A 15,590-nucleotide genomic window follows, 5' to 3' on the forward strand; every position below is an offset into this window, starting at 1 on the left:
TTTAAAAATGGAACAGTCACAATGGATCAAATCGTATGCCAAAGCTTTAAAGGATTGTAATCAAGACCGTTGCGCAAGGAAGCGTCACTGATTTTTAAACGTCTGCCTGATTCCTTCGGCATAAGACATGGGCTTGTACGAAAACCTCTTTTCGAATTTACTGCTGTCAAAGAAATAATCGCGGTCATATTGATACGCCATTTCTTTCAGTTCTTTCAGGATCGGGACAAAAAGACCAAGCAGCTGCATCATCCAGCGCGTAAAAATATAGAAGCGCGGCTTTAGGTTCATTTCTGAGGCAATCATTTCAATAAAATCTTTCCCGGTCCATTTTTCGGACGACGTAGGCAAATGCCAGATTTCACCAAATGCGTCGGGAGTATTGCCCAGTAAAGCAAGCGATTTTCCGATATCGGGTACATATGTAAAGGAATGTACTTTGGAAGCATCTACCTGCCAGAAAGCCTTTTTGCCTTTCCGGAATTCGTCCGTTACAGAAATATTGAGTGGGCTGTTTTGAACATCGGGTCCGTAGAAATCGGCACTGCGGGCAATCAATGCCTGTAAACCGTTCTCCTGAATGGCCCCAAGCAACTTATCCTGTACCTGAGCGCGAACCTTTCCTTTTTCACTCGGCGGGTTTACGGCGGATTGCTCTGTCATGGACGGAATTTCACTTGCTGCATACATGTATACATTATCCAGAAAAACCAGTCGTGCTTTTGCTTTCAGGCAGGCATCGATGACATTTTGTATCAGAATCGGCCAGTCACGTTTCCATACCTTGCTATTGTACTCCAGACCTGCGGTCAGATAAACCACGGAGGAACCCGCCACTGCATTTTCTACCTCGCGGGCATTCAGGAGATCAGTCGGAAACAGTTCATCATCGGCATTTACCCGCACCGGTTTGCGGGAAACAAGCCGGATTTGTTGTGTATAAGCCCTAAGTTCTTTGGCCAGCACTATGCCGGTTGCGCCGCCGGCGCCAAGTATCGTTTGCATGTTGTTTTTTTTGATACAAATGTATTGCGGGCGACACTCAGATATCGTTGATCTGTGTTAAGATTTTGCCTCTGTGAACAATCTTTTCCGGATGCGGCTCAGGCTTTCCGGGGCAATGCCGAGGTATTGTGCAATATACCGCTGTGGCACGCGCTGTAAAATGTCGGGCCGTGTGTACGCAAGGTCCAGAAAACGCTTCTGAGGCGTGTAGGCCAACAGGGATTTGGTACGTTCCATGCTTTCGGCTGCAAGGCGTTCCACCAGCATGCGGAAGAACAATGAAACCGCCGGCAGTTCCCGCAGTAGTACAGCCATATCTTTACAACGCAGGCAAAGTACGGACGTTTCCGTTAAAGCCTTGATCTGGGACGAAGCAGCTGTTTGTTTCAAGAAGCTTTCCAGGTCCGTTATGAATTCATTTTCAAAAGCAAAGTTGCAGGATTTCTCTGTACCGGAATCATCGACGTAAAACTGGTGCAAGGCACCTTCTACTACAAAAAATACTTCGGAAGCCGGCATGCCGCCTTTCAGAAGGGAAGCACCGCGTTTGTAGTTGCGTTTTTCAAAGAACGACAGAATGTACTCCGCTTCCGCATCGTCAAGCTGTACATCTTTCCGCAGGGTGCTGATAAGTTCGGACGTCATTTTTCCGGTATTGGTTTAGTAGGGAATCACCGCACAATATACGCCTAAACCTTTGCATGTAAACAATGCAATCTATGCCAAGCCGCATATTTGGCAGGCATTTTTTTAGCGTTGCCTGACATTTTCCTTCCGAATGTAAATCTATTTTCCACAGTCCGGTTTTTTGTGTTGTCTGAAAAAACAAAACCCTGCAAAAGTTGATTTGCAGGGTTTCTGATTACAAATGGTGCACCCGACGAGATTCGAACTCATATCGTCGGTACCGGAAACCGAAATTCTATCCATTGAACTACGGGTGCTGGTTGGCTTAATGCCGGTAACGGGGTGCAAATATAGCGTCAATTTTGATTTTCAAGCATACAGAAAGAAATTTGTTTGCAGATTTTCCGTGTATGTTTTTTTCAGAGCTGCTTCAGCAAATCCCAGTCGCCCACATCTTTCAGGTATAAATAGTCCAGCAGCAAGCCGTTGACGTTCGTGATCAGGCGGTGGCCTTCTGCAAACGGCACCACAAAGGTGTTTATAAATTCATGATCTGAAATCAGGCCCTGTGTCGTATTATGATAGGATTTTATCTGCTCCGTACTCCGTTCCAGTTCGCAGTAAAACATATACATGGCCTCGTCGCTGGTTCCTGTTGACGGATAATACGGGTTTTCATTGACTTTCATCAATGCCTCTTTTGAAATCGCAATTCCGGTTTCTTCAAAAACTTCCCTTGCGGCCACCGAGACTGCATCACTTTCACTGTCCAGCATGCCGGCGGGATGTTCATACGTCATGGAACCGTCACAAATGCGTCGCTGCTGCACAAGTAACAGGTATTTCTCCCGTGTTTCTTCATCTATAAAACAAATCAGAACGCTTACGACTTCGCCTTTCAGGAAACAGATCGGAGGAATCTTGTTGCCTTCTGGCGTAGTGGCATCGGTATACAGCAAGGAGAACAGGACCTCGCCGCCGCCGTTTCTTCTCGTATACAGTTCGTCAATGCGGTGTACTTCCATGCCGTTGGTTTCCAGCTTGTTTTTCCAGAGGTTGTATTTATGGGAATCAACCAGCTTTTCTTCGATCATTGATTATTTGGATTGTTTAATAACTGATGGGAAAGGACAATGCTGCAAACGGCACGCCATAGGTTGCTGAAAAACGTTTTTGTCCGTTGTCTAACCTTACCTTGGAAGTATAGGTAATTCTGCCGTGTACATAGCCTGCTTTCAGTCCGATCCGTTCGGTAAACCAGAAACGTACAAAGAGTTCGGACTGTCCGTTTTGTTTGTCCAGTACCAAAGGAAGCGCATTTTCCAGGCTAGGCGTACTGGAAACATATTGATTGTAATACGCAGCGCCTTCTCCTTCAAAAAGACTGGATTTGGTATACAGGCCCGACCGCCTGGCGCCGAATGCCAAACCGAAGAGGTCGGTATTTGCGCCGATATCCAGTTTCCAGAGCCTGATACTGGCGCCTGCCAGGAAGCTGATCCCATTGGAAGTTATTCTGCCGAATTTCAGTGTGTCGTCCGAGAACTGGCTGCTCTGCGGCAACAGATTGGTTTTGTTGGCGTAATAGCCCCACGTCCGCACGCCCCAGCCGATCCGGAACCATGGAAAATTATTAAGGCTCAATTCCTGATGAAACATGACGGACGGAACCAGGGCATTATCCTTGTAACCCGTTCCCAGATCGATGCCGGAAGTTACCCGTGAGATACTTTGTGCAAAGCAGGAGATAGTTGTTGTAAGTATTAAAAGTATTATTAGGCGTGTACATTTCATATGTGTTGAGATAATGTGTTTTTCAAAGGTAAATAAAAGTGCAAAAAAAAAGGCAGAGAACCGGTCTCTGCCCTGAGAATTATACAATTTTACAAGTTAGCTGTCAGTTTCAATGCTGGTGGCGGCTGCCGGATGAAGTTTTAACAGCTGTTGCTTTTTTACAATTACAGCGCCTAGCGGCGGAAGGTCCAGCAGAATGGAATTGCTTCTGCCATGCCAGCGGTGGCTTTCGGAAGTAACTGCATGATAATTAATGATTCCGCTTCCGCCGTATGCAACGGTGTCCGAGTTATAGATTTCTTTCCAGTCCCCGTCTGAAGTTACGCCTACACGATACCCTTTTCGCGGAATTTCCGTCATATTCAGAACGATCACAAGAGTTTGTTCCGGATCAATTGCTTTTCTTGCAAAAATCAGCACGGAATTCTCTCTGTCCTGCGTATCGATCCACTCGAAACCGTTGGCAGAAAAAGAATATTCATGCAGGGCCGGTTCCGTTTTGTAAAGATGATTCAACGTCTTTACGCATTCCTTCATGCCGGTATGCATTTTCTTTTCCAGTAAATGCCAGTCCAGACTTTGCTGGAAATTCCATTCGGAAGTCTGGGCAAATTCACCGCCCATAAATATGAGTTTTGTTCCCGGATGGGTGAACATGTAGGAAAACATCAGCCTCAGGTTCGCAAATTTCTGCCATTCGTCCCCCGGCATTTTGTTGATCAGCGAATTTTTGCCGTAAACCACTTCATCATGGGAAAACGGCAGCATGAAATTCTCGGAAAAAGCATATACGAGACTAAATGTCAACTGATCCTGATGCCATTTGCGAAATGCGGGGCTTTTCTCGAAATACTTGATCGTATCGTTCATCCAGCCCATCATCCATTTCATGCCAAAGCCAAGTCCGCCCACATAAACCGGTCTGGAGACGCCCGGAAAAGAAGTGGATTCCTCGGCTACAATCTGGATGTCAGGAAATTCGGTATAAGCGGCTACATTCATTTCCCGGAACAGCGCAATGGCTTCCAGATTCTCACGACCGCCAAATTCGTTCGGAATCCATTCACCGTGATTTCTTGAATAGTCCAGATATAACATGGAAGCCACGGCATCCACGCGCAACCCGTCGGTATGGTATCGGTCTAGCCAGAAAATGGCATTGCTGATCAGAAACGATTTTACTTCGTTGCGGCCGTAATTGAATATATAGCTTTTCCAGTCCGGATGATACCCTTTTCTCGGGTCTTCGTGCTCGTAAAGCGCAGTACCGTCAAAGCGGAAAAGTCCGTGGGCGTCGCCCGGAAAATGGGAGGGAACCCAGTCAATATACACGCCGATCCCTGCCTGGTGCAGCTGATCGATCAGATACATCAGTTCCTGCGGCGTTCCCATCCGCGAGGCACAGGAAAAGTATCCGGTGATCTGATAACCCCACGACGGCGGGTAAGGATGTTCCATCACAGGCATGAACTCCACATGCGTAAAGCCCATTTCCTGAACGTAGGCCACCAGCTGCGGCGCTATTTCCTTGTAGGTGAGGTACCGTTCCGGATCGGATGGATCGCGCTGCCAGGAGCCCAGATGAACTTCGTATACAGAAATCGGTGCATTCAGCTTGTTTTTTTCCTGCCGGGTTTTCATCCAGTCGGTATCCTGCCATTCGTACCATGTATCCCAAACGATGGACGCTGTACGCGGCGCCACTTCGCACCACAATGCGAAGGGATCGGACTTTTCCTGCTGTTGACCGTTCTGTGAAACGACATGGTACTTGTAAACTTCACCGACGCCGATGTTGGGAATCCAGCCTTCCCAGATGCCGGAACTGTCCCATCGGGACGACAGCATATGACTGTCCTTGTTCCAGCCGTTGAAATTCCCCGTTACGGATATGCTTGCGGCATTGGGCGCCCACACGGCAAAGTACGTTCCGGTCACACCTTTGAATTCCATTACATGGGAGCCAAGTTTTTCATAAAGCTTGAAATGTTTTCCCTGACGAAAGAGATGTATGTCAAAATCGGTAAAACGGCTGATGGTTTCCACTGCATTCAATCCGAGGTACGGATTGTTGTTCTTGTCGTTTGCAGCAGAGTTGTTTGTTGGTTCTGTTTTTTGCTCCCCGGTTTTCCTGGCCATTTTATTACGGTACAATTGTTGGTAATGAGTATGTAAGATTACAATTTTATTAAACTATTTCTTAAAATGTATCTATTTTTTTAGTTCTCCCTTTTATAATCCGCTGAATACCCGCACTTACAGGGTGCCCGCCGCTTTCTCCACAACATCCAGAACGCGCATGATATTGCCGCCCCAGATTTTCTCGATGTCTTTGGCCGAATATCCGCGTTTCACCAGTTCTTCCGTTATGCCGCCAATCTGGCTCACATCCTTAAGGCCGATTACTTCACCGCCGCCGTCCAGGTCCATGCCGATTCCGACATGATCCACGCTTGTCAGTCTGATCACATGTTCGATATGGTCTACGGCCTCACTCAGCGTCGGCATATCCGATTTGTATTTTTCATTTATGGCTTTCATTTCATCCCGCAACGCTTTTTTGTCTTCATCCGAAAGGTCGGTCTGACGGATTTTCAGGCGAAGCGCTTTCAACGACATTTCATGCGGCTGCGAAGGTTTTTTTACGAAGCCCGGAACAAAATTGATCTGGATGACGCCTCCGTTTTTCGCAAGGACCTTGATCATGTCGTCCGTCATGTTTCGTGGCACGTCGCACAGAGCGCGGCAGGAAGAATGCGAGGCGATGACAGGCGCTTTGGTCAGTTTGATCACGTCGTAAAATGTCGAATCGGAAACGTGTGAGATATCGACCATCATGCCCAGTCTGTTCATTTCCTTTACGACTTCTTCACCCAGTTTGCTCAATCCGTTATGTTCCGGCCCGTCGCCATCCGTGGAGGAATCGCAGATGTCATTGTTGGAAGAATGCGAAAGCGTGACATATCGGAGGCCAAGATCGTAGTACTGTTTCAGGTTGGACAGGTCTTTTCCGATGGGCCAGCCATTTTCCATACCGATGAATACAGCTCTTTTACCTTCTTTCTGCAAACGGTAGGCATCCTTTGAGGTCGTTGCCAGTCCGGCAACATTCGGGTTCCGTTTAACGGCTTCGTGTATTTTATCAAAAATGGCCAGCGCCTTCTGCTTGGCTTCCAGTGTTGCCTCGTCCGAACGTTTGCCCTGTCCGAGATAAACGGCGAAAAACATGCCGTCCATGCCGCCTTTGATCATGCGCGGGAAGTCGATCTGCGAACGGTCTTTTTCGTAATCATGTTCCAAAGCAATGTCAAATCCGGGCTTCATCATGTTGATCGGCACATCGGCATGCGTGTCGATTGTCAGCGCTTTGGCGTGTATTCTGGCCGCTTTGGGCGACAACGCATCCGGCGCGGTCTGAGCGAGGGATAATACGGGCAGCGATAAAAAGAGCAGAAGCTTTTTCATGTAAAGTAACAGGAGATGGTGAATGAATGAAGAAATACAAGTTGTTTTAAATTGAATGTTTTTTTCGGAAATATCAACTTTGCCGAAGGAATCCTTTTTTTACTCCAACTTGTCCGTTATATCTTGCTATTTGTAGATCGGTAAGTCATAAACGCCGCTTGCATGAAAATTTGCTTCCACACTGGAAAACGGCATTTTCAGTTCTATCTTTATAGTCGTTTTCAGTTTTGCATTACATGAAAAAAGGGATTCTATTACTGTTCTTGGCGTGGCTTGTTGCACCGTATGCAAACGCGCAGGTTACTTATTTCGGCGATATTCTCGGCAACGGTTTCAAGCAGGCAACCATCGTTTTTCCGCCTGATTACGAAGGCAGCGTGACCTGTACGGTCGTCAGGAAACTGGCTCCGGGGCAAAAGTCGAAATCCGTTCTGTACGTGCACGGATTCAATGATTATTTTTTTCAGGAAGAAATGGCCGACCGTTTTATTAAAGAAGGTTATAACTTTTACGCCGTTGACCTTCGGAAGTATGGCCGCTCGTGGCTTGCCAACCAGAAACTGAACGATGTGCGCGACCTGTCGGAATATTTTGCAGATATTGATACAGTGCTGAACATCATGCGCAGCGAAGGTTCCGGACCGATTTTGTTATGCGGTCATTCGCTGGGCGGCCTTGTCGCTTCGCTGTATGCAGATGCCCGGACAGGAAAGGAATTGTTCGACGCCGTTTTGCTGAACAGCCCGTATTTTGATCCGGAAATGCATTCCGTTTTAAAGAAAAAACCTGCTTCGCTGATACTGAACCGCGCAGAAAAGCATCCTGAAACAACGCTGAATTCCGGCATGAACCCGCTTTACGGAGAAAGTCTGCATAAGGATGCGTTCGGTGAATGGAACTATAATCTCAGCTGGAAGCCTCATGAAGCGCCGCCGATAAGTTACGGCTGGATAAAAGCCATGTATGATGCGCAGCAAAAAGTTGCCGCAGGACTGCAGATCGGCAAACCTGTGCTGGTGCTGCATGCCGCCCGATCGCTGGACGAAAAGAAATGGAGCGAGGCATTCTTTACTGCTGATGCTGTTCTGAACGTTTCCGATATTGCCCGCATGGCCAGAAACATTCAGGGCCAGTACAGCATTCAGGCGGTACAAGGCGGCATGCACGATCTCGTTTTATCCCGAAAAGCGGTACGCGACGATGTTTACGAAACGATTTTCAGCTGGGCCCGACGGAATATCAAATAAGTTACGAAAGGTGTTTTACTTTATTTTACAACCGGAAAAGCAACAATCCGCACTTTGGTAAAGCCGTAAGGAACAAGCGTGATTTTCTCGATTTCCGGGTTTACGTCACCTTTGTAAATGCCTTCCCTGTCCGTAACGGGCTGCCTCGCCAGGCCATCGACCACTTTCCAGTTCGGTATTTTTTTCGCGGAGGCGGTGATTTCAACAGGCACATGCGCCAGATTCCAGACAAAGTTGCCGGCTACGGGCTTTCCATTGCTGACCGTCAGGTTGGCCGCCGGATTATTCACAATATCCTGTAACAAACCGTAATTCCAGTCGGTTTCAGGAAAAACGCTGTAATAATCGCCTTCCACCTTGTCGTTTTCCTTTTTCCACTTTTCACCGATTTTCAATGCGTACACGAGCGGACCTCTTTCTATGGCTCTCGAATTTTTGCCCCAGTTGGAAGTTGTAACTTCCATGGGAAGCTGCAATGTAAGTTGGTCGCCGCTTTTCCAGGTACGGTCAATCGTCACGATCCGAGCGCCTTTTTCTCTTCTTAGTTCTTTTCCATTTACTGATATTACGGCTTCCCTGCACCAGTTCGGAATACGGAGCTGCATGGGAAAAGCAACCTCTTTTGACATGGTAAAATCAAAACGGATTTGGTCTTCAAACGGATAATTGGTAACTTCATGGATCGTCACTTCAGTTGCACTTGCCCCGACTTTTGCATTGATTTTATTCGGACTGTATTCCAGTGCTGCCAGGCCGTTGTCGGGCGTTGCATACCATAAATGGCTGGCAAACTTGGTCCAGCTCTGGTGCATGTTGGCAAGGCAGCACGTGTAGCCGCTGCGCATGCCAAGCACGTTGTTCATCTGCCGGTCAAATGGCAGGGAAAAATCAAAAACGCCGCGGCTGATCTGCACCTGATTGGCAATCTGGAAGTATTGTTTTTGGTTGTAATCATCGGTCGTCTGCGCGGGAAGTGCGTTGAAAGTCATTCTTTCCAGCGCATCCATATACCGGATATCGCCGGTAACGGCAATGATTTCTTCCAGCGAATACATGGCTTCGGCAATCGTGCAAAGTTCCACGCCCTGCGTCGGTGCATTGCCGTGCAGATCTTCATCGCCGGAAAAAATGCCCATCGGCAAGCCGTGCAGATGCATCAGGTCGTCGAAGCCGGTTTTCAGGTTTTTCAGGTGTTTTTCATCCTTTGTCCGCTGGTAATTTACCGAAGGTGCTTTTAGTGCCATACCGACGTTTACAGCATGCCGTTGCATCCATTTGTCCTTGTTTTGCTGTGCGGCGGCGTTGATAACCCAATCCCTGTTTCCCAGCCATTCGCTCCATTGAAAGGATTGTTGCTCAATCAAGGAAGCCAGTTCCAGCAGTGCCGGTTCTTTGGTAATGCCATAAAGCCATTGTGCCATCATGGCATTGTCGGTTCCGCGTGACTGCGCCCATTCGGTCCATTTTCCGAGCGGACAGGTTTTCAGTGCGGCAAGCTGATACTGGAAATATTTTGACATAAACGGCACAACACGCGGATCGTTCGTAGCCTGATAATACTGTTTGATCACTTTCAGCATCACCATTTTCGGCCACCAGTCTTCTCCGGCAGCACAGTTTTCGGGTGTAATCTGAATATTCTTTTCGCGTTCATCCTTAGTGAGCGGGCCGAAATAGCCCGATGGCCGCTGGTGATCAATCGTCCAGTTAATGTATTTCAATACTTTATCTTTCATTTCCTTGTCGTCCAGCAAGTAGGCGAGAGGAACGGCTCCGTCCAGCCAGTAAGGCGTTTCTTCCCAGCCATCGCCTTTTCCGCCAAGCCAGCCATTGTCATTTTTGATTTTTGCGTAGACTTCATCCAGATGCCCGGTTGTGCCTTTGCGCATGGTTACCAGTTGATCTTTAAGCCAGCCTTCGGGCTTGATGGCCGATAACGGAACTTCCGAATAGGGCTGCGCAGCCAGCGTCTGCGCATGCAGGATTTTTGATCCGGGTAAAACCAGAGCAAAAGACAAGATTATGGCTTTTGTCAAAAGGGCAAATTTCTGATCGGACATAACGGATTTTCAGAATACGGGAAACAGTACTTCTTTTAACTGGCAGGCAGCCATGCAAAGAAGTTGGGATCGAGACATTTTTACTTCCTGTTCCGTTCTGAAAATAACGGATCAGTTGCTTCCGCTTTTACCAAAAAACCTGGATTTCGGGCTTTTTCTGTTGATCAGGTCTTTTAAAGCTTCTGCCGTTTCAATGGGATAATCGGATTCGATGATGGAAGCACCGTCTTTGGCCATGTTCACGTATGCGGCTTTTCTCTCGTCTGCACTTTTCAGTTTGTCGTAGGAAGATGCCGCTGAAATCATGCACATGGCGCCTTTTTGATGAAGCAGATCGTATAATTCCTTGTTTTCCGGCTTCACCTGCGGCCCGATGTACGCGATAAGCTGTGAAAATGGCACGCCGGCTTTTACATAATCATCATATTCTTTCCGGTTTCGAATAAATGCCGAAAACATGCTTCTTTTGTCATTTTTCAGATAAAAAAGGGCCTGCTCCGGATGATGTACGGTCAGCATGACAAAAGCATCCGCATGGTGCTTGCGAATGATGGCTGCTGTCATTTCCAGCGGTACATCTTTATGGTCGAGGTTCAGGATCGTTTTGCCGCGTGCCCATTCAATCACTTCGGACAACGTGGGAATGGAATAATCGGTAACGTTTCCTTCTGCATCTTTAAGGCGGAATTTCAGCAGTTCAGCGTATGTGTAATCCGAAACTTTTCCGGTTCCGGTTGTCGTACGTTCCAACGTGGCATCGTGCATCAGCACGATCACGCTGTCTTTGGTCAGACGCGGATCTATCTCAAAAAAAGCCGGCGTATGTTTCAGCGTATTTTCAAAAGTGGCCACCGAATTCTCCGGAAATCCTTTGACCATTCCGCCGCGATGACCTGCAATAATGAGGATGTCGTTACCCGTAAATGTAAAAAAGTTGTGAAGTTCTTTGGCACTGTTTATTTTCAGAACGTTCAGCACATCCTGCGCACGGGCGGAAAGCAGACCAGTGAAATACAGATTGAATACAAAAGCAAGTTTAAAGATCAGGTTCTTTTTCATAGAGCATCAGGTTTAAAGGCCGGTTAGTCAAAGTAGGAAACCGGAAATTGCAAGGTTACCAAAATGCAATGATGCGGAATATTTGCAGTTTGTTAAACGTTCCTGCAGGAATTTAATAAAATGACAATATAGCGAGGGGTGGGAGCTGTTAGCTGTTAGCCGTTAGGTTTTAGTCCTAAGCCTCCGGAATTTTTTTTCATGTTGCCAGTAGTTTGTTGTTAAAGACCAGAAGCTAAAGGCCAAAAGCCAATAGCCAGAAGCTAATAGCCAACAGCTAATAGCCAACAGCCAACAGCTACTCGCTTTTCTGCTTTCGGTTGTAATAATAATATACAGGTATTCCCGAGCAAATGAGTAGAAGTCCGGTTAACGTTTGCATCGGCTGATTGATGGTGCTGACGATCACGAGTACAAAACAGAACGTGGAAAAAACAGCCGGAATCCAGAGCGGAACCTTGTATGGACGATGCATTTTGTTTTTACGGAACAGAATGACGCCAAAAGAAGCGGCACCGTAAAACAGAAAGGAAGCAAACACCAGCAGATCTGTCAGCACATCAAAGCTTCCGGACCATACAAGCACAATGGACCAGATGGCCTGAATAAGGATTGAAAAGGAAGGCGTGTTGTAAACCGGGTGAATGTCAGCAGCTTTCCGGATAAACAAACCGTCTCTTGCCATGGCAAAAAATATCCTTGCAGAAAGCAGTATGGTTCCGTTTGTGCAGTTGAACGTGGTGACTACAATCAGTACCGACAACAAAATGGCGCCGTAACTGCCGCCCAGAACACGTGCAACCTCAACGGCTGCAATCTGGCCCGGACGCAGGCTTTCAATCCGGCCAGCCGGCAGCACATAAAGGTAAACGGCATTGATCATCAGATAAAGCAGAATGACAATGAGCGTTCCGGCACCTAATGCAAGCGGCAGGTTGCGCTGCGGATTTTTGACCTCTTCGCCTGCAAAACCGATGTTGTTCCAGCCTTCATAACCCCAGAAAGCACTTAAGGAAGCCGCAAACAGGGCGATAAACAATTTCCAGCCGGTCGGGACCTGCGTGTTGGTACCGGTGAAATGTGCAAATTTTCCTTTTCCGGATGTTAACGCAAGCACCACAAAAGCCAGAATGGACAACACAATTGCTGCAATAAAATAGGTGCTCAGTTTTTCGCCGAAATGTACGCCGCGGTGGTTTACATAGCTCAGGGAAAGAATCAGCAGCGAAGCAATGATCTGGATACTGCCATTGCCAAGCATATGCAGGCCCGGAATGATTTCATGAATGGATTCTGAAAAGACGTAGGCAAGGGCCGCAATCGTGGCCGTTTTCATGACTGCAAAACTTCCCCAGCCGTACAGAAAAGAGAAAAATTTGCCGTATATTTTTCGAAAGTAAATGTATTCGCCTCCGGAACCCGGCATCATGGACGCCAGTTCGGCATTGCTCATGGCGCCCATCAGGCTCAGTGCGCCTGCGAGTGCCCAGCAAAGCAGCACCAGAGCCGGAGAATGCAGTTCAGCAGTCATCGGCGCTACTTTTTTGTAAATCCCGGAACCGACAATGGCGCTGACAACCAGAAATATGGCCGAAACCGGATTAATGGATGGCTTTAAAGAATTGCTGCTCATGAAATGCCCGGTCTGGAAAGAATGGAGAGGAAGCCGTCTTCAAGGATGAAACCACTATGATCGCTGTCTTCCAGCAGGTCAAAACTGCCGTCCAGATCCAGGTAACGGGTGTGGGAACAAGCAAAGGCGGCATGCAGCGCTGCTGAGATACTAATGCTGCTTTCGTCATTGCAGCCCCAGAAAAGCGCGATGTCTGCTTGCCGGGCGATGTTTGCTATTTCAAAAGCGGCCGTTATGCCGCCGCATTTCATGAGTTTGATATTGAAAATTCCGAAAAGCCCGTCTTGCGCCAGTTCCAACGCCGTTTTCGCATCTTTTAATGATTCATCGGCAGCCAGTTTATTTCTGATTGCTCCGGGAAATTCCAGCAGTTCCATGTTCATGCGCGGGGAAAATGGCTGTTCGGTGAGTTCAAGCGGCAGGAATGCCGTTTTATTCAGAAAATAGCGAAGGTTTTCTGTTGTATAGCCTTCATTGGCATCCACCCGGATGGTAAAGTAATCACCGAATGTCTCGTACAAACGAATGATCCGCTCCGCATCTTCTTCAGTATCAATGCCTGTTTTTACTTTCAATACCTTAAAACCCTGCGATTTGTATTCCCGTGCTTCCTGCAATGTGGCCGTGACGTCTTTGATGCCGATCGTAACGGAAGTAAGCATCTTGCTGTGATGGCGGCCGTAGAAATCGACAATGGGCAAGCCGATCCATTTTCCAAAAGCATCGTGCAGCGCCATATCAATGGCCGCCATGGTTGCCGGAAACTGTTGATATATTTTTCTGAAATTTCCAATGAGCGCATGAAATTCCCGGATATCTTTTTCGGCAAGTCCGCTTTGCACCTCGTCCGAATGCAGGTTACGGAGCGTCTGCAAAGGGGTTTCGCCGATTACTTCCGGATCAGGATTGGCAGCGCCCCTGCCGCAGATTCCGTTGGAAAGATGTATTTCCAGAAAAATGATTTCGGCCGTGTAAATTGTTTCGCGTGCAATGGTATAAGGTTTCTTTAATGGGATCAACTTGGCGTAGGCGCGTACCGTTTTGATGTTCATTTCAGAAGGGATTTCAGAGCCGGAATAATGCGGTCGCAGCCTTCCTGAATGGGAAGCAGAACGGGAATGCCAAATCTTTCTTCATAATCAGCGCGGTAACTTTCCATTTCATCTGCTGTACAGTCTTCTGTGTTCAGCGCAAGCGCAATGACTTTCGAGCCGTATAATCCGATCAGTTCCATTTCGGTTTCCAGCGACGGAATTTTGCCAAAATGCGGTTCCTTGTCAAAAAATTCCCTTTTGGGAGAATGCACCAGAATGACATGCCTTGCACAGCCGGACAGCATAAATTCCGCCCCGCATGGTCCGCTCGGATTGCGGAGTGCAGACTGTCCTTCCAGAAAAATGAACTGAGGAGCAGTTTCTGCATGGCACGTCAGAATGGCGTTTTCCAGCTCACCGGAAACAAAATCGTTCAGCGTGGAATCAAAGATAAATCCATATCTGCCGCCCTGTAGCCAGCCCGTCTGGCCGGTATAGATCATCTGTGTATCTATTCCGGCATCCGAACAGGATTTCATGAGCAATCTGGTCGTCGTACGTTTTCCAAGTGCGCAGTCGGTTCCCATAATGGCCACTACGGGTGTTTTCAGATGCAGGATTTCTCCCGTCCAGAAATGCAGATCGGAAAATTTTTTCGGTTTACGGATATCGGTCAGCTGTACATGGTGAAGTCTGGCAAGTTCTGAAATGTCCGGCCGTTCGGAAAGGTAGTCATGCAGTCCGTTGACAATGGACAATCCGTTTTCAATGGCTGTTTTGACAATGTGCAGCATGAAATCCGGAAAACGGCCGCCTGTTGTAGCTACGCCGATGATACAATGTTGCGCACCGGTCGGCAAGGCATCCTCAACGCTGGCAAACACAGGAATGTTTCGGTGCTTTCCGTCCAACACTGTTCCCGCATCGCTGCCGGCATGCTGGGTGTCAACGACGCCGGTTATTTCAAAACGCTCGCTTTCGCGGATCAGTCCGTGCGCGGTTTTGGCATCTGCCGTATTCAGCAGGCCGGTGGTCAGTATAATGGCTTTGTCCATTTACAAATTGATTATATAAGCCAAAATTAGATTAATATGCTTCAAATCACAGCATATATGTAATAATATTCCTTAAATGTTGTAAATAGCGGAATGCATGGCTATTAAACATTACTCAACAGGAATATGACAGACGAACCCGACAAGAAAATTCTGAACCTGCTCCAGAAAAATGCCAAGCTCACGATTAAGGAACTGGCCGAAACACTGGAAATGAGTACAACGCCCGTTTTTGAACGGATCAAGCGAATGGAAAGGGAAGGCGTGATAAAAGGATATGTAGCGTTGGTGGATCAGGAAAAAGTAGGGCGCGGACAAACTGTTTTCGTCAACATCCGCATGCCCGTTTACACAGCCGAAAACATCGCCGGGTTTGAAGATCACATCCGGGAAATGCCTCAGGTGCTCGAATGTTACCATCTTGCCGGCCCGATCGATTATCAGCTGAAAGTCGTTGTGGAGAACATCAAGGAATACGACCGGCTGCTGCTGGAAATTTCCAAGATCCGAAACGTAAATATCGAAAGCAGCGTCATCGTGCTTCATGACGTCAAACAGCAAACCGCCATCACCCTGTAAACATGAACTTGTTACCTATTCTGAAAATGCCTGAA

At 47.5% G+C, this 15,590-nt stretch carries 13 protein-coding genes and 1 tRNA gene; 2 read left to right on the plus strand and 12 right to left on the minus strand.

Going from position 1 to position 15,590, the window contains the following annotated elements:
- Positions 1-84: 84 nt before the first annotated feature.
- The 7 genes from FEM55_RS02840 to FEM55_RS02870 form a co-directional block, all read right to left on the minus strand.
- Positions 85-1,005 (minus strand): NAD-dependent epimerase/dehydratase family protein, encoded by a 921-nt coding sequence (locus FEM55_RS02840; RefSeq protein WP_138279797.1) that lies wholly within the window; start codon positions 1,003-1,005, stop codon positions 85-87.
- A gap of 57 nt (positions 1,006-1,062) precedes the next feature.
- Positions 1,063-1,650 (minus strand): Crp/Fnr family transcriptional regulator, encoded by a 588-nt coding sequence (locus FEM55_RS02845; protein WP_138279798.1) that lies wholly within the window; start codon positions 1,648-1,650, stop codon positions 1,063-1,065.
- A gap of 224 nt (positions 1,651-1,874) precedes the next feature.
- Positions 1,875-1,949: transfer RNA gene (locus tag FEM55_RS02850), tRNA-Arg, on the minus strand.
- A 102-nt stretch (positions 1,950-2,051) separates the two neighbouring features.
- Positions 2,052-2,723 carry an NUDIX hydrolase gene (locus tag FEM55_RS02855; RefSeq protein ID WP_138280619.1) on the minus strand — a complete coding sequence of 224 codons (672 nt, stop codon included), beginning with the start codon at positions 2,721-2,723 and terminating at the stop codon, positions 2,052-2,054.
- Positions 2,724-2,742: 19 nt separating this feature from the next.
- Positions 2,743-3,426 (minus strand): hypothetical protein, encoded by a 684-nt coding sequence (locus FEM55_RS02860; protein ID WP_229209059.1) that lies wholly within the window; start codon positions 3,424-3,426, stop codon positions 2,743-2,745.
- A gap of 96 nt (positions 3,427-3,522) precedes the next feature.
- Complete coding sequence (gene glgB / locus FEM55_RS02865) at positions 3,523-5,565, minus strand: 1,4-alpha-glucan branching protein GlgB (RefSeq protein WP_138279799.1); 2,043 nt, start codon at positions 5,563-5,565, stop codon at positions 3,523-3,525.
- A gap of 117 nt (positions 5,566-5,682) precedes the next feature.
- Positions 5,683-6,891: a dipeptidase gene (locus tag FEM55_RS02870; protein ID WP_138279800.1), complete on the minus strand. Its 1,209-nt coding sequence runs from the start codon at positions 6,889-6,891 to the stop codon at positions 5,683-5,685.
- A 236-nt stretch (positions 6,892-7,127) separates the two neighbouring features.
- Between FEM55_RS02870 and FEM55_RS02875 the strand changes: the two genes are divergently transcribed.
- Positions 7,128-8,138, plus strand: coding sequence for an alpha/beta hydrolase (locus FEM55_RS02875; protein ID WP_138279801.1), 1,011 nt, complete (start codon positions 7,128-7,130; stop codon positions 8,136-8,138).
- A gap of 20 nt (positions 8,139-8,158) precedes the next feature.
- Here FEM55_RS02875 and FEM55_RS02880 read toward each other — a convergent pair whose 3' ends face one another.
- The 5 genes from FEM55_RS02880 to FEM55_RS02900 form a co-directional block, all read right to left on the minus strand.
- Entirely contained in the window at positions 8,159-10,198 is a 2,040-nt protein-coding gene (locus tag FEM55_RS02880) for a beta-L-arabinofuranosidase domain-containing protein (protein ID WP_138279802.1), read from the minus strand.
- 111 nt (positions 10,199-10,309) lie between these two features.
- Positions 10,310-11,257: a glycerophosphodiester phosphodiesterase family protein gene (locus tag FEM55_RS02885; protein ID WP_138279803.1), complete on the minus strand. Its 948-nt coding sequence runs from the start codon at positions 11,255-11,257 to the stop codon at positions 10,310-10,312.
- A gap of 295 nt (positions 11,258-11,552) precedes the next feature.
- Positions 11,553-12,887, minus strand: a complete 1,335-nt coding sequence (locus tag FEM55_RS02890; protein WP_138279804.1) for an APC family permease — start codon at positions 12,885-12,887, stop codon at positions 11,553-11,555.
- On the minus strand, positions 12,884-13,939 hold the full coding sequence (locus FEM55_RS02895) for a dipeptide epimerase (protein WP_138279805.1): 1,056 nt from the start codon (positions 13,937-13,939) through the stop codon (positions 12,884-12,886). The genes FEM55_RS02890 and FEM55_RS02895 overlap by 4 nt, the downstream gene beginning before the upstream one ends.
- On the minus strand, positions 13,936-14,976 hold the full coding sequence (locus tag FEM55_RS02900) for an N-acetyltransferase DgcN family protein (protein WP_138279806.1): 1,041 nt from the start codon (positions 14,974-14,976) through the stop codon (positions 13,936-13,938). The genes FEM55_RS02895 and FEM55_RS02900 overlap by 4 nt, the downstream gene beginning before the upstream one ends.
- A 126-nt stretch (positions 14,977-15,102) precedes the next feature.
- Between FEM55_RS02900 and FEM55_RS02905 the strand changes: the two genes are divergently transcribed.
- A complete protein-coding gene (locus FEM55_RS02905) occupies positions 15,103-15,555 on the plus strand; it encodes an Lrp/AsnC family transcriptional regulator (RefSeq protein ID WP_138279807.1) in 453 nt (150 codons plus the stop codon).
- The last annotated feature ends 35 nt before the right edge of the window (positions 15,556-15,590 follow it).

The organism is Dyadobacter sediminis (assembly GCF_005860765.1).
In the GTDB taxonomy this organism is placed as follows: domain Bacteria; phylum Bacteroidota; class Bacteroidia; order Cytophagales; family Spirosomataceae; genus Dyadobacter; species Dyadobacter sediminis.